The organism is Acinetobacter sp. G11 (genome assembly GCF_049808495.1).
GTDB classification, from domain to species: Bacteria; Pseudomonadota; Gammaproteobacteria; order Pseudomonadales; family Moraxellaceae; genus Acinetobacter; species Acinetobacter kookii.
Map to the genome: position 1 here is coordinate 72,325 of NZ_JBNCAT010000008.1, position 16,307 is coordinate 88,631.

At 41.1% G+C, this 16,307-nt stretch carries 22 protein-coding genes; 18 read left to right on the top strand and 4 right to left on the bottom strand.

The window, feature by feature from the left end; genetic code table 11:
* Positions 1-11: 11 nt before the first annotated feature.
* The 15 genes from ACPUEY_RS05360 to uraH all read left to right on the top strand — a co-directional run bounded on the left by ACPUEY_RS05360 (position 12) and on the right by uraH (position 7,546).
* The gene (locus ACPUEY_RS05360; RefSeq protein WP_425121405.1) at positions 12-455 is read left to right on the top strand and encodes a hypothetical protein; all 444 of its coding nucleotides are present in this window, start codon (positions 12-14) and stop codon (positions 453-455) included.
* Between the two features lie 49 nt (positions 456-504).
* On the top strand, positions 505-744 hold the full coding sequence (locus tag ACPUEY_RS05365) for a hypothetical protein (protein ID WP_425121406.1): 240 nt from the start codon (positions 505-507) through the stop codon (positions 742-744).
* Positions 745-1,086: 342 nt separating this feature from the next.
* A complete protein-coding gene (locus ACPUEY_RS05370; protein WP_425121407.1) occupies positions 1,087-1,371 on the top strand; it encodes a hypothetical protein in 285 nt (94 codons plus the stop codon).
* A complete protein-coding gene (locus ACPUEY_RS05375; protein ID WP_425121408.1) occupies positions 1,371-1,682 on the top strand; it encodes a hypothetical protein in 312 nt (103 codons plus the stop codon). Before ACPUEY_RS05370 ends, ACPUEY_RS05375 begins: the two co-directional genes overlap by 1 nt.
* Positions 1,683-1,693: 11 nt before the next feature.
* A complete protein-coding gene (locus ACPUEY_RS05380) occupies positions 1,694-2,443 on the top strand; it encodes an ERF family protein (protein WP_425121409.1) in 750 nt (249 codons plus the stop codon).
* 20 nt (positions 2,444-2,463) lie between these two features.
* Complete coding sequence (locus ACPUEY_RS05385; RefSeq protein WP_425121410.1) at positions 2,464-3,699, top strand: hypothetical protein; 1,236 nt, start codon at positions 2,464-2,466, stop codon at positions 3,697-3,699.
* A gap of 133 nt (positions 3,700-3,832) precedes the next feature.
* On the top strand, positions 3,833-4,072 hold the full coding sequence (locus ACPUEY_RS05390) for a hypothetical protein (protein ID WP_425121411.1): 240 nt from the start codon (positions 3,833-3,835) through the stop codon (positions 4,070-4,072).
* Positions 4,072-4,545 (top strand): DUF551 domain-containing protein, encoded by a 474-nt coding sequence (locus ACPUEY_RS05395; RefSeq protein WP_425121425.1) that lies wholly within the window; start codon positions 4,072-4,074, stop codon positions 4,543-4,545. The genes ACPUEY_RS05390 and ACPUEY_RS05395 overlap by 1 nt, the downstream gene beginning before the upstream one ends.
* The gene (locus ACPUEY_RS05400) at positions 4,538-4,879 is read left to right on the top strand and encodes a hypothetical protein (RefSeq protein ID WP_425121412.1); all 342 of its coding nucleotides are present in this window, start codon (positions 4,538-4,540) and stop codon (positions 4,877-4,879) included. Before ACPUEY_RS05395 ends, ACPUEY_RS05400 begins: the two co-directional genes overlap by 8 nt.
* Positions 4,872-5,072: a hypothetical protein gene (locus ACPUEY_RS05405; protein ID WP_425121413.1), complete on the top strand. Its 201-nt coding sequence runs from the start codon at positions 4,872-4,874 to the stop codon at positions 5,070-5,072. Before ACPUEY_RS05400 ends, ACPUEY_RS05405 begins: the two co-directional genes overlap by 8 nt.
* Complete coding sequence (locus ACPUEY_RS05410; RefSeq protein WP_425121414.1) at positions 5,065-5,379, top strand: hypothetical protein; 315 nt, start codon at positions 5,065-5,067, stop codon at positions 5,377-5,379. The genes ACPUEY_RS05405 and ACPUEY_RS05410 overlap by 8 nt, the downstream gene beginning before the upstream one ends.
* Positions 5,376-5,933 (top strand): hypothetical protein, encoded by a 558-nt coding sequence (locus ACPUEY_RS05415; RefSeq protein WP_425121415.1) that lies wholly within the window; start codon positions 5,376-5,378, stop codon positions 5,931-5,933. The genes ACPUEY_RS05410 and ACPUEY_RS05415 overlap by 4 nt, the downstream gene beginning before the upstream one ends.
* Complete coding sequence (locus tag ACPUEY_RS05420; protein WP_131273210.1) at positions 5,933-6,136, top strand: helix-turn-helix transcriptional regulator; 204 nt, start codon at positions 5,933-5,935, stop codon at positions 6,134-6,136. Before ACPUEY_RS05415 ends, ACPUEY_RS05420 begins: the two co-directional genes overlap by 1 nt.
* A gap of 106 nt (positions 6,137-6,242) precedes the next feature.
* A complete protein-coding gene (locus ACPUEY_RS05425) occupies positions 6,243-7,034 on the top strand; it encodes an rRNA large subunit pseudouridine synthase E (RefSeq protein ID WP_425121416.1) in 792 nt (263 codons plus the stop codon).
* A 113-nt stretch (positions 7,035-7,147) separates the two neighbouring features.
* Complete coding sequence (gene uraH / locus ACPUEY_RS05430; RefSeq protein WP_425121417.1) at positions 7,148-7,546, top strand: hydroxyisourate hydrolase; 399 nt, start codon at positions 7,148-7,150, stop codon at positions 7,544-7,546.
* 157 nt (positions 7,547-7,703) lie between these two features.
* Here uraH and ACPUEY_RS05435 read toward each other — a convergent pair whose 3' ends face one another.
* Together ACPUEY_RS05435 and ACPUEY_RS05440 are read right to left on the bottom strand one after the other, a co-directional pair.
* Complete coding sequence (locus tag ACPUEY_RS05435) at positions 7,704-8,414, bottom strand: hypothetical protein (RefSeq protein ID WP_425121418.1); 711 nt, start codon at positions 8,412-8,414, stop codon at positions 7,704-7,706.
* A gap of 370 nt (positions 8,415-8,784) precedes the next feature.
* Positions 8,785-10,491: a M61 family metallopeptidase gene (locus ACPUEY_RS05440; protein WP_425121419.1), complete on the bottom strand. Its 1,707-nt coding sequence runs from the start codon at positions 10,489-10,491 to the stop codon at positions 8,785-8,787.
* Between the two features lie 181 nt (positions 10,492-10,672).
* Between ACPUEY_RS05440 and ACPUEY_RS05445 the strand changes: the two genes are divergently transcribed.
* From ACPUEY_RS05445 to slyD, 3 genes are all read left to right on the top strand, one after another.
* The gene (locus ACPUEY_RS05445; RefSeq protein ID WP_425121420.1) at positions 10,673-11,983 is read left to right on the top strand and encodes a D-alanyl-D-alanine carboxypeptidase PBP6B; all 1,311 of its coding nucleotides are present in this window, start codon (positions 10,673-10,675) and stop codon (positions 11,981-11,983) included.
* A 120-nt stretch (positions 11,984-12,103) separates the two neighbouring features.
* Positions 12,104-13,405 (top strand): NAD(P)/FAD-dependent oxidoreductase, encoded by a 1,302-nt coding sequence (locus tag ACPUEY_RS05450; RefSeq protein ID WP_425121421.1) that lies wholly within the window; start codon positions 12,104-12,106, stop codon positions 13,403-13,405.
* 135 nt (positions 13,406-13,540) lie between these two features.
* The gene (gene slyD, locus ACPUEY_RS05455; RefSeq protein WP_092819263.1) at positions 13,541-14,023 is read left to right on the top strand and encodes a peptidylprolyl isomerase; all 483 of its coding nucleotides are present in this window, start codon (positions 13,541-13,543) and stop codon (positions 14,021-14,023) included.
* Positions 14,024-14,159: 136 nt separating this feature from the next.
* Here the strand turns inward: slyD and ACPUEY_RS05460 are convergent, their stop codons facing one another.
* Together ACPUEY_RS05460 and ACPUEY_RS05465 are read right to left on the bottom strand one after the other, a co-directional pair.
* A complete protein-coding gene (locus ACPUEY_RS05460) occupies positions 14,160-14,858 on the bottom strand; it encodes a Crp/Fnr family transcriptional regulator (RefSeq protein WP_425121422.1) in 699 nt (232 codons plus the stop codon).
* Positions 14,859-15,008: 150 nt separating this feature from the next.
* Positions 15,009-15,980, bottom strand: coding sequence for a TauD/TfdA dioxygenase family protein (locus ACPUEY_RS05465; RefSeq protein ID WP_425121423.1), 972 nt, complete (start codon positions 15,978-15,980; stop codon positions 15,009-15,011).
* Positions 15,981-16,307 lie beyond the last annotated feature (327 nt).

The window sequence follows — 16,307 nt, forward strand, 5'->3', positions numbered from 1 at the left end:
TAAGAGGGTTTATGGATTCTATTCGTTTTATTATTGATATTTTTATTATTTCATGCATACCTTTAATTCACTATGCATTAAGTAAAAATATAACTTTAAAAGATATAAAAAAAGCACGTTGGCAGTATATTGCTGTTTTTATATTTATGTCGCTTTTAACATTTATTGGATCAAATGGTTCAGGTGAATCTTTTCTTGCGGTAATTATTTCACTGTTTGCCTATGTTTTTACATATAAGCGTTTGATAAAAAATAAATATCATCCAAGAATTGCTGACTTTGAATCATTTGATGAGTATGTGGCAACTTTAGCTAAAAAAAGAAATATCAAATACCCATTATCACAAAACATAATTGCTATGTTTGGTGAAATTCCAAAACTTGAAAATTTTGAATCCATACCTGAGTGGGTTCATTCTGTTAATAAGTATTTTGATGATATTGAATCTATTTAAAAACTGCGAACCCGACGCAGTCCTTTAGAATAGATCGGGTGGAGAAAATATGATTGAATTATCAGTTATTGATGTTTCTGGACCAAAGCCACAACCGCTATATGCCAGACAATTCCAATACTTACCGCGTATTGGCGAATGGATTGATATTGATGCATCCGGCGAAAGTACAGTTTTTGAAGTTGTTATGGTTGCTCATTCAACAAATGGTGGTGCTGCTGATTTGTATGTAAGACATCTAGGACTAACTTACGAAGCAGTTGGGGATCTTTGCCATAAAAGTGATTAGAGATGTTGTCAGCACTTCCATTCAATTGGGTCGGATCAGTAATAATTACGCCGATAAACTGATGCCCTGTAATTGATGAATTATCATCAAGCATCATCAATTCACCTTTTTTAGTTATTCCAATCATATTAAGACTCCACCCAACCCACCCCAGCGGTGGGTTTTCTTTTGTCTATTAAATCATAAAAGTTTCCAAGAATAAAAATAAGTTTCTTTTAATAAACTTTATTGTTGACTTTAAAGTTTCCTTTGGTAAACTAAATCATGTAAACAAACAAAAGCCCCAGCGTTGCTACAACAACCTGAGGCCAGACCCACACCTTACCTGTGAGTGAGATAAGTATGAACCAAACACCTTCGCATAGTCAAACCCCAGAGTTTGGCCATATCCCGACTACAGGGATTCTTTACCAGCAGCCGCCTTCTACAAAGCAGATTGCTAAGGCAAATCGTTGGAACAAGTTTAAAGCTTTTATGCGTGACGCGATTGCAGTAGTGGTTTTTAGTTCGCCAATTGTGGCAACACCATTTGTAGTGAAAAGTTGTTCAGATGATGTGGATCGTCAATATGCTCAAGCCATTAAGCATCAATTGCAGTTCTCAGCTTCCAATGAAGGAGCGCGCTAATGACTACTTCTACTCAAAAATTCTCTGAATACCTGGGCGTTGATGAACAAGGCAATATGCGCCTCCGTCTGGGTACTAAGTTCGCTGCAATCTATGTCGAGAAAGGCAAAGATATTTACAAGGAAACCGCTAAAGGTCTTGTGAAAGTAACCCTGGAAGAATTGGTTTCTAAACCATGGATTCGTGAAAACTTTGACCGTGAACGTGCTTTTCAACGTCGCAAGGCTTTGGCCATTGGTTTGCAGAGCTCACATATTCCATTGCGTGAACGTCGTGCGTACAAAAAACGTATGGGCTGGGTTGGGGCTTAAGGGGAATTATCATGTCAAATACAAATATTCAAAACCCAATTGAACAGTCTATCAGTGTGTTGCAGCAGATCCAGTTGGAATTAAAAGCCCCTAAAAGCAAACGCAATACCTTTGGTAATTATAACTATCGCAACTGTGAGGATATTCTTGAAGCAGTTAAACCCCTTCTACAGAAATATAACTCAACACTCATCATTACCGATGAGGTTCAAGAAGTTGGCCCGGTTGTTGTAATCACTGCCAAAGTTATCTTCACAGATAACACAGGTAAAGAAACCGTAGTGAAAGCTCATGCTGGCGTTGAAATCAGTAAAAAAGGTATGGATGTCGCTCAAACTTTTGGTGCATCAAGTTCATATGCCCGTAAATATGCACTGAATGGATTGTTCTTAATTGATGACACTAAGGATTATGACTCTGATGAATATCATCATCAGGTAAACAATAGTTCAGCCAGGAATAATAACCAGCAGAACAATACCCATAATCAACAGGCAAATAACCAGCAACCGACTCAACAGCAACCAAGTACTCAGCAAAAACCAAAGCGTACCCAGGCACAGCTTTACAACGATGCTTTAGTTGCTATTAGAGATGCTAAAGACAAAAAGATTCTTAAAGCAGCAGCTGAAAGGTTTAAAGGCACCACTTATGAGGCTGGTATTACCAATGCTTGCCGTGCTCGAGCCGATCAGATGGGTTGGCCAACTCAAAGTCGATCGCAGCAACCAAATAACCAGCCTAGCCAGCTTCATCATTAATTAAACATAGGGATAAGAATATGAATATTTTAAATAGTAATGAAGCTTTTGCAGCAATGATGGCGGGTCGAAATATCATGTGCCGCGCTATTGGTGAATTGATCGAATTCAATGATATCGATCAGTTCCCCGCCAACATCTTTGCTAAACCTGGTTATGAGTTTTGCATCAAAGTTGAAACTATGGAGTTGGCAGGCATTACATTTGCCAAGCCTTTAACTCCTGATGATGTAGCGGAAGGTCAGGAAATATTCATTGTCTATCCCGACCATATTTCCCAGGTTAAATACAGCAAACAGTGCATGGAATACTTCGCATCTGTGCGTAATGGTTTCGCCCAGGCAGATAAAGGAAATGCAGAACTACAGCTGCAGGCAATTGGCGAGCTGTTTGGCCGGAACATCTTTTATCCACCAACAATTGACAATACAGGTAAGACTAAAAAACGTCGTAGCCGTAAAACAGAAGAACCAGCTGCAAATGACCAAAATTCAACATCAAATGATGTGGAAGAAAAGACATTTGAAAGTCAGTCAGATATTCAGATCCCCGAGCAAGGTCAAGTTACTGCAGTAGAAGACAGTTTGACAGAGGAATTTGTTGAAACTGATGCAGTGAAATTGGTTGAGAAGTTTACGGCTCAAATTGATGAATGCACAACAACACGGGATGTTTTGGCTCTACGCCCTGTCTTTATGGCTAATGGCCATCTGGAGCGTGAAGATCAACAACATTTGTGCAAGCTGACTGAAGATAAATTGCTTGAACTTGATCCTGAGCAATACACGCCTAAGGTTGAACTGGCTAATGATTTAAGCGTTGATGAACTTAAGCGACTGCAACAAGAAGCTGAAAGTCTCATTCAATCCCCAAAAGATGAGCATCTGGAACCGTCAGTTCAAGCCGATGTAGACGATATTCACCAGGTGTTACTAAATGAATTACTTGGAAATGTTGCCAATGCAGCTACACCAATGGAAGCCAATGCTCAAATCAAGTACACCACGCACTGGACCGAAGAACAGCGCAAGCCATTAATTAATGCAATCAATAAACGCCTGGTCGAGCTTAATCCACCTAAGGCTCAATCATCACTCGCAGTTCGTATTCAAAAGGCTGAAGACCTGACTGAGCTGGATGCACTGGAAATTGATGTATCTGCATGTGATCCGGAGATTCAACCGCGATTAATGGAAATGGTCGAGAAGCGTCGACTTGAATTGGATCCTTTTACTGCGGCAATTGGTGAGCCTTAATGAGCTACCAATATTCATCAATAACCCGTGTGCTGCTTGTGCAGCACAATGGCCGGGTTAAGACATACAAGAACATCAATCTTTTCGGTATTGAAGATTGTATTCAGGATTTTGTGAATAGTTGGGGGTATCGATGATCTTCCGCATCAAAAATAAACATGTAGCTGGCTTTAAATTGTGGCTGGAAAAATTGGGCTACACAAAGAAAGACCTTGCCGACGGTGGTGCAACTTTTAAAGGCAAAGGTACAAAACTGGATTATGTGCTGGTTGCAAAGGATTTAACCGGTAATCGAAATTGCCAGGTGCTTTATGAAGAATATCAGGTGCATTTGGTTAGTCCATTGGATGTGAATTTGGGAGTGATGGCGTGATGGATATTCAAAAAAAGCCAACACTGGCAGAAAAACAAGCATTTTGGGCTGAGCAATTGCCAAACTTTGAAGCGGCATATTGGTTGCCAAGTCATTTTGAATTTGTGGTTTTCGATATGAATCAAGGGAACTATGTGGTTAAAGAAGGTCTCGGTCCAGATTTTGAAGATGATGTGACTGAAATTTATCATCGTGTAAATACTAGTTGGACCATGTGGAAAAAGGCTATTAATTTTAGTCGGAAAAAAGCTCAAGCTGTGCCGGAATGGATTTTGGTTGAAGATCAAATGCCACCAGTTGATGAAACCGTCTTGGTCTGTTGGGATTATGCGCCAGATATCGAACCTGATAAGGAATATACAACGATAGATGAAAATCTAGATGAATATTGGCCCAACTGTCAGGACGAACCTCCTACTCACTGGATGCCACTTCCTAAGGTAATTAAAGCACAGGAGCAAAGCCATGAATAAAATGACACATGAACAATTCCTGCTAATGAAACTTGCCGAAGAAGCCACTGAAATTGCTCAGATTTCCCTTAAAACAGCTCAATTTGGGATGACAGAAAAACATCCTGATTTGCCGCTGAATAATAAAGAGCGCATTCATCTGGAATTAAATGATCTTCTTGCCGTGGTTGATGAATTGAATAGTTGGGCGCAGTTTGGCTTTAAAGAAGATTATGCTGCGAAAATCAACAAGATAGAAAAGTTAAACAAATATTTAGGTTATTCAATACAACTTGGAAAAGTTGAAAATGTTCCTGAAATTTTTGGCGAAGATCAGGAGCCAACCAATGACTGAAATTCAACGTATCGAAATACACGAAATTCGCAAGCTGCTTGATGCTGTTCAGGTGCTTGCAGTACGCCCTGCCCAAGCTGATGAAAACACACTTGGTCAAGCTATTGGGTATTTCAAGAAATTAATTAATGACAGAACCAATGGTCAGATTCAAATTGCATTGGTTGTTGATGGAGTGGTTTTAAATGACTGAAATCCAGCGCACAAACATCCAGTTTGCTCAACTCCAACTTGATAACCTTGTTGCACGTGACAAGCCTTACATCGATTCATGGTCTGCTGGTGATGTTGGCTCATTCAATGCAATTATCAATGCAGTGGATTTCGACAATGAGTTCACTTTTGATATGCGCGGATGGTCAAGGCAGCGTGTTAAATCTGGCACCGGTGCAATGCTGGAAATCAACGAGATGAATGCAGATAAGTTGTATCACTTGTTTACGACTTATTTAAGTGGATTGCCGAGTAGTGTGGTGCTGGCTTTGGGAGAAGTTTCATGAAGTTCTATGAAAGAGTGATCAGCGATTTTGGCGGTTATGAAAAGTGCAGGGATATTTTAAGCCAACCTAACATTGATTTTATTATGAATGCTCAGGGATTGCGCGAACACATGCTTGAATACCGACGACAGCACAATATTTTTGAGGAAAGCGACAAAATCGTATTTATTGATGATTTTATGCACGGTGAATTGATGACTGTTGCATGGACTCGAAAAGGTGAGGTGTGGATGGATGAGGGCGCAAAACGCTGCACCGACCTTTCTATGATTCGCCACGCCACAGATGCAGAAATCAAAGCAGGTAAAAGATTGGGGGGAAGTGTCGTGACTAAGTATGACTGGTCAAATGTGTCGGATGAAGTTGAATGGATTGCGACTGATGAGGATAGGAATTCATGGCTATTTCCATCTGGAAGTGGGAAGCCTTTCATTGGTGGTGAGGATGATGATGCTTGGGTTTGTGATGAGGAATTCACGTTAGAACACCATGGATACAATGTTTTTAGAGGTAACTGGCGTGAGAGTTTAGAGAAAAGGCCGGAGGTGAAATGATGGAAATTGATCGCAGAATTCGGGCGAAAGAGTTCATGCAGTTACTTGCCATTGGTAAAGATAAATTCTATTCAATGGTGAACTCTGGTGATATTAGACAACCGGTCCGACTTTCAGAAAAGGATGTTTTTTGGTACTCATCATATGTGAAGCATAAAGTCGAGGAACATAAAACAGAATCTGATATGATAGCCCACACATAGTGGGCTTTTTCTTGTCTATCCTTAACCTACTTTCACATAAACGGGTAACTAAACGGGTAACATGAACACCACAAATAAATTATTTTATATATTACAGTAGGTTAAAGTGAAAATTGTCATTCTCAACAAACCTTATGACGTCCTCTCCCAATTCCGTAAAGACGAAGCACACATGACCATGTCTGACTTCGTAGACGATCCGACTTTGCGTTTGGCGGGTCGCCTTGATATGGACTCGGAAGGTTTAGTTTTTTTAACCGACCACGGCGGTTTAAACCAGTTTATTACCAACCCGGCCAACAAGAAGTTTAAAACTTATCTGGTCCAGGTGGATGGTGATGTCACTGAAAAAGCGCTGGAACAGCTTCGTCAAGGGGTTGAACTGAAAGATGGCATGACCCTTCCTGCCAAAGCCATTAAAGTGCAACAGCCTGAATGGTTATGGGAGCGTGATCCTCCGGTTCGTTTCCGCGCGTCGGTGCCTACCTCCTGGGTTGAAATTTCAATCTGTGAGGGCCGTAACCGCCAGGTTCGCCGTATGACTGCTGCGGTAGGCTTTCCAACTTTACGTTTGATTCGTACTAAAATTGGTTCGATTGATCTTGTTCAGTTGGGTCTGCAACCGGGTGAAACCAAAGAAATTGAACCTTTACTCTACCCTGACTTTAAAGATGTCCCTGCCGAAGAACCTTACCGTTCACGTTCTTATGTGAAAAAACCGGGTGGTACGGGCGGTAAACCTATGGTTCGCAAGAACAAAGATGGTTCTGTGAAGAAGAAGTCAGGTACCAAACGTATCTGGCAAATGGATGAAAGCGAGAAACCACGTCGCAAGACCAACGGGACAACGCGTCCAAACACCAAAGCGCCGCGTGGTCGTGGCCGTGGTCGCGGCTAATCGCCACAATATAATAAGGGTGCATAAGCACCCTTTTTTAATACAAAATCCAAATATATTGTTTTTTTATATTCTGTAGACTGAGTTTAGGTTGCAATTTGAGTCGGCTTATTATGAAAAATATTATCTTTTCTGCTTTTATCGCAGGTTTTTCGACTTTGAGTTTTGCTCAAAATCCTTTAAGTGTTCATGTACTGAATCTGGATTCCGGCTTACCTGCCTCCAATGTATCCGTGGTACTGGAAGCACAGCAAGGTGATAAATGGACCAAGCTCAATGAAGCGAAAACCAATAGTGAAGGCCGAATTACGGATTTATATCCTAAAGACACCAACCTTCAAAAAGGTATTTATAAAGTTACTTTTAAAACCGGCGACTGGTTTAAGACAAAAAACCAGCGTTCTTTTTTTCCGGAAGTACCGGTGGTATTTGTGATTGATGGCAGTTTGGAGCATTACCATATTCCGCTGTTGCTCAGTCCTTATGGGTATTCAACCTATCGGGGGAATTAAAATTATTTTATAAAAATAATCAAATCAATTTCTACTTTTAAATTTTTTTAAATCACAATGTGTTGATCAGTAAAGGGTATAATTCATCTTAATATTTGAAAAATATTATAATCTTATTAATTTGAATTCCATAAATAAAGCTATCAACTATATGTTGTTATATTTTTATTACATCACAATTAAAACCGTCATCTATGATTTGTTGTAATTGTCCTATAATCAAATATTTCCATTTCATAGAATTTCCAAAAATATCTTCAAATTCTAGACAAAAGTATGCAGCCAAATCGGTATTCGTAAGATGCTCCGCATGTCTCTCAAATAACGTTAATGAAAATTGCACTTCCTCTTTTCTTAAAATTGCAGCAATATTTCCTAAATTTTCATTCTGGTTACTTACAATTTTTATTTTTATAGCATCGCCACCAAAATTTTGTATTTTCAAATTTAAATTGTATCCATCCCATCCATTTAGTCCCTTAATACTATTTTTTTGAAATTTCATATTTTGAATATCAATTTTTAAAATAGGAGTTTCTGCTTGATTCATCACAAAAAATTGTTTTTCTTGAATTTGAACTAATTCTTTTTGCTGCTTAACACTCTCCCTCATCTCATCAATCTGTAATTGCAAAGCTCTTTCTTGTTGCTCCAAAGCTTTTGTATTTTGATCTAACTGTTTGCCCTGCTGGACATATCCCAAAATCAGCCAAAGAAAAGCTATAGGCGCAACGATGCCTGCAAGGAAATCGCCTAATTCATTTAATGATGAGGGTGGTTTCAATCCTCCAAAAATCCAGAAGGCTATAATCACAACTAGCCAAACTGCTGTTATCCCCATTCCCCAATACAAACTTTTTTGATTCATCTTCTAATCATAAAAACAAATATTTAGACAATTGTTTAACATAGTTTTTATGAAATCATCAAATAATACTTAGGCTATTTAGAACGAAATTTATTCTTCAAAAAATCGTACACAAGCTTAATGCTGACCACAGCAACAATTGTAAAAATACAGGCGAACAAAAGCGCTGCATCAAATGAATACTTCCCATCCAGAAAGTAAATATTGACCGGGTGAGCCAGCACCATAGGCAATATTAATACCCAGATCGGGATATCGAAATTATTGCTCTTTTTCATTTTTATACTTTTTAAAATGAGGCTTAAATAAAGCATAGAACAAAAAAAGAGGATGTAAACATCCTCTTTTATACAAAGTATTTAAAGGTGAGTTAAATTGCCTTTAACCACTTCTCAGCCTTAGCCTGATCCTCAACTTTCAGCTCAACTTCAGTCAATTCTGAACCACCGGCCTGAACCTCAAAAGTCATCAATTCATCACGGCGGAAAGCATGAACGGTGTAAGTACCTTCTAGTTTTGCATATTTTTCTACCAGTTTGCTGGTCGCTTTCAAGCCATCAATCGCGAGAATGACATCTTGCGCAGAAAGACCTGCTTTTGCCCCTGCACCATCACGACGCGCAGTTTGAATCACCACACCTTCGGGTTTATCGGCAAGCTTTAAGCCAAATGGCAATGACTTGTCATTTTTAATATCAAAACTTAGACCAAACTCAGGGAATAACTGGTCTAGCGGCAACTCATCGGTGGTATTGATCAAATGATTGATCTGTTCAAGCCAGTTATCACCGGTCAACTCATTACACAAATCGAAGATGGTACGCTCATTAACTTGAACACCATTTTGCGCATTTTTATACAATTTACGCATTAAGGCATCTAGACTTGAACCGCGTAAACGCAAGCCCAAATCCAGACACACCGCCACTAAACAGCCCTTATTATAGTAGCTGGTACCGGCGTTATTCGAGTTTTCATCCTGACGGTAGAATTTCACCCAGGCATCAAAACTTGAATCTGCAACGGTTTGAATCGCACGCCCCGGGTTCTGCAAATAGCGGTCTATCTGCGTCTTTAATAATTTCAGATAAGATTCCTGAGAAATCACACCACTACGCAGCAGAATCAAATCGTCATAATATGAAGTAAAACCTTCAAAAATCCAAAGCAGCGAAGTGTAGCCTTCTTTGTTCAAATCATAATTAACGAAATTTTCAGGACGGATAAATTTCACCAACCAGGAATGGAAATACTCGTGACTGCACAGCCCCAGAAAACGCTGATAATCTGCAGAGGGTTCAGCAGGTTCATCCACTTTAGGCAAATCGTCACGCGGGGTAATCAGACTGGTACTGTTCGGATGCTCCAGGCCCCCATAGCTATTGCCTGTCGCCATGGTCATAAAGGTATAGTCGCTAAATGGTGCTGAACCAAACATTGAAATTTCAGTGGCACAGATTTTTTCAATGTCTTGCTGCATGCGCGCGGCATTCATGGCATGTTTGCCAGACACCACGAATTCATGCGGAATACCATTGGCTTCAAAGCTAAAGCGGGTTTGCTCTGACAGCTCAAATGGTGAATCAATCAATTGGGCATAGTTGTCTGCCTTCAAGGTATAGCGGCCTTTAACCAGGCTTTTGGCCATTAAACCGGTTGCCAACTGGAAATGCTTCAGCTCATCTGGCAAGAACACTTCCACTTCAACCGCTTTATCTTCCTGTCCCTCAAGTCCCAAACATGCACAGGCCGGATTCACATAAAGGCGGGTTTGATCGACATAAGCGCCACGTACCGATAAATCATAGGCATAGACATCATATTCCACCGTAATCAGCTCATGATCGGTGTTAAATAAACGCCATTTATTCTTTTCAAATTTCTGAATTTGTAAAATGCGGCCCTCTTCATCATATGCACGAACTGACTCAATATGCTTTGAAAATTCACGAATCAGATAGCTGCCCGGAATCCAGGTCGGCAGTGACAAGACTTGGGTGGGCTCTGCCAAAAAGCGAAGTGTCACGTGAATAAGATGCTGACGATAATCGTCAAATTCGATTTGATAATGCAACATAATGGGCAATATAAAATATAAGAAAAGTTAACTTAACAATTAGCTTAGCATTTTTTGCCCGGCAATGCTGAACTGTCGCAATTGTCTACAATTCCGACTAGCCATACTTAAAAAAAAGGCATAGCATTCCTCATATTTTTTGCATTTCTACCACCAATGGATTGGTAAATAAGGAAGATCATTGAAAGCTGTCATCTACCTCCTCGCATCCTTAAGTTTATTGTGCTCCACGATAGTCAATGCTGCATTGCTGAACCTGGTTCCTGAAAGCGTTGAAGCCGCTGCATGGACCATTCTTGACACCCAATCAGGTCAGGTCATTGCAGAGCACAATAGCCATGAGCAACGTGCACCGGCATCTATGACCAAAATGATGGTTGCCTATATCGCCCTGAAAGAAATTGAAGCCGGTCATTTAAAGAAAGATGAGGTCATCACGGCGACACCGGTGGTAAAAATGGTGCAGTGGGACGAGTCGCAGATGTACCTGAAAGAAGGTGATCAGATCACCGTTGATCAGCTGCTTGCAGGCCTGATCGTGATGTCAGCCAATGATGCGGCTGTGACTTTGGCAGAACGCATTTCGGGTAGCGTACCGGCTTTCATCGAACGCATGAATAAAGAAGCCAAAGCTCTAAGGATGAAGGACACGCATTTTGCCAATGCGCCAGGCGTGACCATGCCAAATCATTACTCATCAGCTCATGACATGGCCTTGCTTGGTCAAGCCGTTAGTGTTCAGACACCTGAATACCTGCATTATTCAGTCATGCCAAGTTTCAGTTATAACCAGCGTTTTCATCGCGCAACCAACCTGGCACTCAAGTTTGACCCCAGTGTGGATGGTTTAAAAACAGGTTTCACCAAAGCGGCAGGCTATAACCTGGCACTGACTGCACACCGTCCTACCGGTAATCCTGCACTGCCTGAACGCCGTCTGATTGTGGTGGTGATGGGAACAAAAAATGCCTTAAAACGTGCTGAAGTTGCACATACCCTGCTGGATATGGCTTATACCTATACCCGTAATGAAGTGGCAATTAAAGACAAGCAGCTGATCGCTGAGTTGCCGGTCATTAAATCCACTTTAAAAATGTTCAAACTGGAAACCAGCCAACCGCAAATTGTGACGACGTCTTTGTATGACCAGCCCTATGCAATTGACCTGCAAACTTATGATAGGGTGAATCAGCGTGTTATGCTGAATACCGGCAATGGAACAATTCAGGCGATTGCTCCCTTACAAGAAACCAAAACCCACTTAAATGTTGAAATTAAAGAAAAATACCTGACTGCACCTTTAGCCCAAGTCATGCAACTGGCAACTGTGCATGTTTACCAGAATAACCAGTTGATTCGCACCATTGCCATTGAAAATGATGTGCAAATTGAAGAAGCCAATTTCTTCCAGAAAATTGCCATTTGGCTTAAACAGCTTTTTAGCTTTTTCTCCACTGAGGAAATTAAAGTCAAAATTTATCCTCTAGGTTAATTAGGTGACATTTCTTTAAATTATGTAAGCTGTATAACAATATAAACAAAAGCAATGAATTGAAGGTGGCATATTGATGCCATCTTTTTTTCGTCTTTAAAATAAAAATAGGTCAAAAAAATGAGCAATCTCCATAAAATTGTTATTGTGGGTGGCGGTGTCGGCGGTTTAGAGCTTGCAACGCAACTGGGTAATACATTAGGTAAATCCCATCAAGCTCACATCACTTTAGTCGATCAGAAGCTGACCCATATCTGGAAACCGCTGTTACATGAAATTGCCGCGGGTACCCTTAATCCGCATGCCGAAGAAACCAATTATTTTGCCCATGCTGCCAAACATCATTATGAGTTTGTTCTGGGCAGTTTTATTGGAATCGACCCAAACGCCAAACAGATTATTCTTGAAACATCGCAGCGGTCTAAATTCCAACAAACCCAGCCAGATCAAAGCCAGAAAAATATTCATCTGGATTACGATACCTTAATTATTGCAGTGGGTTCGACCTCGAATGACTTTAATACTGAAGGTGTGAAACAGCACTGCCATTTTCTGGATAGCCGTAAACAGGCAGATGTGTTTCAGCAAGACCTTCTGCATTTATATTTGCAGGCCCAAAATCATGATACTACCCGCGTCCTGAATATTGCCATTATTGGTGCAGGTGCAACCGGTATAGAACTTACTGCCGAACTGTTTCAAGCCAAAGAAACTTACTTTAAATATGGCTTAAACAAAATTGACCCGAACAATGTCCATATTAGCGTAATTGAAGCCGCCGACCGGATTTTGCCTGCCCTTTCTGAAAGCATCGCCAACCACACCCGCCATCAACTTGAGCAATTTGGAATTCAGGTTTTGACCCAACACCGGGTAGCAAAAGTTGACGAGGACAAAGTCTATTTTGCCGATGGAAGCTCTATAGATGCCGAACTGAAAGTCTGGGCGGCAGGCATTAAAGCCCCTGCTGTTCTGGAAAAGTTAAAAGACTTTCCGAAGGACAATATTCACCGTCTGAAAGTGTATGCAACACTGCAGACGCTATCTGATCCGAATGTTTTTGCTTTTGGTGACTGCGCCCATTGCCAACCCACTGCGGATGAACCGGTACTCGGTCCACGTGCTCAGGTGGCCAGCCAGCAAGCCAGTTTCCTGGTTGATGCCATGAAAGCCCGCATTCAGGGCAAGCCCCAACCGATGTTCAAATTCTCCGATAAAGGCTCGCTGGTGTCATTAAGCCATAACAAAGCCGTGGGAGAATTACTCGGACAAGTGAATGTGCAAGGTTTGCTGGCAAAATCGATGTATATCTCTTTATATCGACTGCATCAAGCGACCATTCATGGCTATGTCCATGCAGGTCTTTTAACCGCCAAAGATTTTGTCACAAGAAAAATGGGGCCAAAGATAAAATTGCATTGAAATTTAAAAAATTGTCCCCATTATTAAAAAAACGCCATACAAAGTGGGAAAATTGCAGATTTTTGCTAAATCTAGTCTACAAAACCCACTTTTCACTTTATGATGTACCCTTAAAAAATTGAATGGATCAATAACATGACTGCTATTGCAAATGACCTCGTGGTTTCTTTCCACTACACGTTGACTAACGCAGAGGGCGAAACTCTCGACCAATCACAAGGTGAGCCACTTGCATATTTGCACGGTGCGGGTAACATCATCCCTGGTTTAGAAAACGCTTTAGAAGGCAAAACTGTTGGTGAAAAATTCACTGTAAACGTTCCTGCTGCTGAAGGTTATGGTGAATACAACCCTGACCTCGTACAAGAAGTTCCAGCTCAAATGTTCCAAGGTGTGGACAACATCCAACCTGGTATGCAATTCCAGGCTCAAACTGATGACGGCGTTCAAATCGTGACTGTTAAAGCGGTTGAAGGCGACAACGTTGTTGTAGATGCCAACTTCCCGCTTGCTGGCCAAGATTTAACTTTCGAAGTTGAAATTGTTGAAATTCGTGCAGCTTCTGCTGAAGAATTAGAACACGGTCACGTACACGGTGCAGGTGGTCATCACCACTAAGATCGTTCATGATCATAAAAGGCAAAGTTTTGACTTTGCCTTTTTTATTGCCTTAAATTTTGAAATCGCTTTCAGTCATCCAGGAAAATTTCAGTGTGATGAGCAATTTTTCAATCCTATATCCAGAAATACCCCACTAGAAATGACTGATCTGTTTTAAGCGCTGCAGATCAAGAATACGGATTTGACTATAATTCCACTCTACAATGCGCTCTTGGATAAAATATTGCAGTTGCTTGTTTAAGGTTTGCCGAGACACATGCAGTAATTCGGCAAATTCCTGCTGGCTCATTTTAAACTGCATGGTCGAATTGGCCTGACCTGCTGGTCTTGCCTGTTGACCCAAGCTTATTAAATGTTGCGCAATTTTTTGCGTCATACTCGCGGTTTGCAGATAACGGTTTTTCTCCATCAAGCCATACATCCGTTCACTCAATAATTGAATGATCTGCCACATGGCTTGCGGCTGCTGCTGTAATTGTTCCAGAAAAACCTGACCTGAAATTACCGCCACTTCGACTTGCTCTACCGCATAAAAATCAAAATTCAGCGGTTTTTGCTGTAAAAATGGCACCAGATTAAACACCGAATACATTTTCACATAATCGCTGACCTTAAACTCGCCATCACTGAGCAGCCAGCCAATCTGCATCCGTCCAGACAACAGCACATAGATATCCTCCATTTTCTGCTGATAATGCAAGATCTGTTGCTGTGGTAAAAAACGCAGATATTTCACATGCTGCATTAAAGTTTGATGCGACTGTGTATTGAATGCAGAAAACACTGCATCCTGACCGAAAATCTGCTGTAATTTTTCTGCGCGACTCTGCATACGAAAGTGATGATCTCATTAAAATAAAAAAACCTAATATATAAATACTAGGTTTTTCGTATGCTTAGACCAACCAATTTTTAGCGCTATGTATATCTCGAATTCAGATCACTACGGGTCCAACACAGCGCAAATCAGTTCATTGAATCATCAGGATGCTTTTTCCAGAATTTGACCATTTTCAAAAGTAAAATTAGAAATGTCCTGTTTGACCACTTTTTTCAGGCTCACACTTGGGCGGCCATCTACACCAAACGGAATATCCCCTGCAATGGTGACACGGCGCACGACACGCAGCTCATCCCCATAGTCATTAATCGCACGGTGCTGGGTGGCACGGTTATCCCAGATGGCCACATCACCCACACTCCAGCGCCAGCGCACGATGTTTTCCAGATTCACGGCATAGTCCTGAAATAGATCAAACAGGCGGCGTGAATCCTGGCTGTTATAGCCCACAAAACGTTTAAAGAAGTGCCCCAATAACAAGGTCTTTTCACCGCTTTCCGGATGCACACGCACCAATGGATGCTCTGTTTCATATTCGGTTGAATTGAATAGCGCACGATATTTTTCTGCATCAATACGCGGGCTTGTGGTTACCTTAGAGGCATAGTCATAGTCATTGCTGTGTACTGCCCGCAAACTGTCCGCCAAAACTTTCAGTTCTGCTGGCAGGTCGTTATAAGCCGCTGTGGTATTGGCCCAAACCGTATCTCCTCCCGCTGCCGGCGCAACTATACTGCGTAAAATGGAGGCTTTTGGATAATCTTCAATAAAACTGATATCGGTATGCCAGGTATCTGCCCGTCCACCACGTGAATCCAGCTCTAATACATGGGCTGTGCCACTTTTGACCGGAACCGTTGGGTGGTTTAAAGGCTTTCCTAATAAAGCAGCAAAGCCTTCCTGTTCGTCATCGGTCAGGTGCTGCTGATTTTTAAAGAAGATGGCCTTGTATTTCACCAGTGCATGGTTAATTTCATGCACCGTAGCTTGATCTAGAGTTGCAGAGAGTTTTACGCCCTCAATTTCCGCACCGATACGACCGGCAATCGGTTTCACCTGAATATGTTGATACTGGTAATTTGGGTCATATTGTGCTGTTTGGGTTTGGCTCATGGCGGTTCCTTATATTTCAATTTTTATTGCAACATTGTGTTGTTGAAATACAGTCTGCCCTGAATAGGCGATAAACACTGTCAAAGCGTTGACAGTGATCAGCACAATACCTGCTGACGTTTTGAATTTTCCTGATTTAGTCATCTTGATGACTCACACAGACTCATCACCCAAAGAAGAAGTGAAATATTCAGATCAATCCAAACTATTAAAAAACTTAGATTCTCAAATGAAGTGCAACAGAGATTAAATTATTGGAAGGAAGCAAGATGAGCTAGCATTTTGCTTCCGACCGACCAAAGTCAAAGTTGCATCATGAACTACACT

Bases quoted from the DNA above. Each gene is read 5' to 3' on its own strand.
- ACPUEY_RS05360 (WP_425121405.1), top strand. From the start codon at position 12: ATGGATTCTATTCGTTTTATTATTGATATTTTTATTATTTCATGCATA.
- ACPUEY_RS05365 (WP_425121406.1), top strand. From the start codon at position 505: ATGATTGAATTATCAGTTATTGATGTTTCTGGACCAAAGCCACAACCG.
- ACPUEY_RS05370 (WP_425121407.1), top strand. From the start codon at position 1,087: ATGAACCAAACACCTTCGCATAGTCAAACCCCAGAGTTTGGCCATATC.
- ACPUEY_RS05375 (WP_425121408.1), top strand. From the start codon at position 1,371: ATGACTACTTCTACTCAAAAATTCTCTGAATACCTGGGCGTTGATGAA.
- ACPUEY_RS05380 (WP_425121409.1), top strand. From the start codon at position 1,694: ATGTCAAATACAAATATTCAAAACCCAATTGAACAGTCTATCAGTGTG.
- ACPUEY_RS05385 (WP_425121410.1), top strand. From the start codon at position 2,464: ATGAATATTTTAAATAGTAATGAAGCTTTTGCAGCAATGATGGCGGGT.
- ACPUEY_RS05390 (WP_425121411.1), top strand. From the start codon at position 3,833: ATGATCTTCCGCATCAAAAATAAACATGTAGCTGGCTTTAAATTGTGG.
- ACPUEY_RS05395 (WP_425121425.1), top strand. From the start codon at position 4,072: ATGGATATTCAAAAAAAGCCAACACTGGCAGAAAAACAAGCATTTTGG.
- ACPUEY_RS05400 (WP_425121412.1), top strand. From the start codon at position 4,538: ATGAATAAAATGACACATGAACAATTCCTGCTAATGAAACTTGCCGAA.
- ACPUEY_RS05405 (WP_425121413.1), top strand. From the start codon at position 4,872: ATGACTGAAATTCAACGTATCGAAATACACGAAATTCGCAAGCTGCTT.
- ACPUEY_RS05410 (WP_425121414.1), top strand. From the start codon at position 5,065: ATGACTGAAATCCAGCGCACAAACATCCAGTTTGCTCAACTCCAACTT.
- ACPUEY_RS05415 (WP_425121415.1), top strand. From the start codon at position 5,376: ATGAAGTTCTATGAAAGAGTGATCAGCGATTTTGGCGGTTATGAAAAG.
- ACPUEY_RS05420 (WP_131273210.1), top strand. From the start codon at position 5,933: ATGGAAATTGATCGCAGAATTCGGGCGAAAGAGTTCATGCAGTTACTT.
- uraH (WP_425121417.1), top strand. From the start codon at position 7,148: ATGAAAAATATTATCTTTTCTGCTTTTATCGCAGGTTTTTCGACTTTG.
- ACPUEY_RS05435 (WP_425121418.1), bottom strand. From the start codon at position 8,414: ATGAATCAAAAAAGTTTGTATTGGGGAATGGGGATAACAGCAGTTTGG.
- ACPUEY_RS05440 (WP_425121419.1), bottom strand. From the start codon at position 10,491: ATGTTGCATTATCAAATCGAATTTGACGATTATCGTCAGCATCTTATT.
- ACPUEY_RS05450 (WP_425121421.1), top strand. From the start codon at position 12,104: ATGAGCAATCTCCATAAAATTGTTATTGTGGGTGGCGGTGTCGGCGGT.
- slyD (WP_092819263.1), top strand. From the start codon at position 13,541: ATGACTGCTATTGCAAATGACCTCGTGGTTTCTTTCCACTACACGTTG.
- ACPUEY_RS05460 (WP_425121422.1), bottom strand. From the start codon at position 14,858: ATGCAGAGTCGCGCAGAAAAATTACAGCAGATTTTCGGTCAGGATGCA.
- ACPUEY_RS05465 (WP_425121423.1), bottom strand. From the start codon at position 15,980: ATGAGCCAAACCCAAACAGCACAATATGACCCAAATTACCAGTATCAA.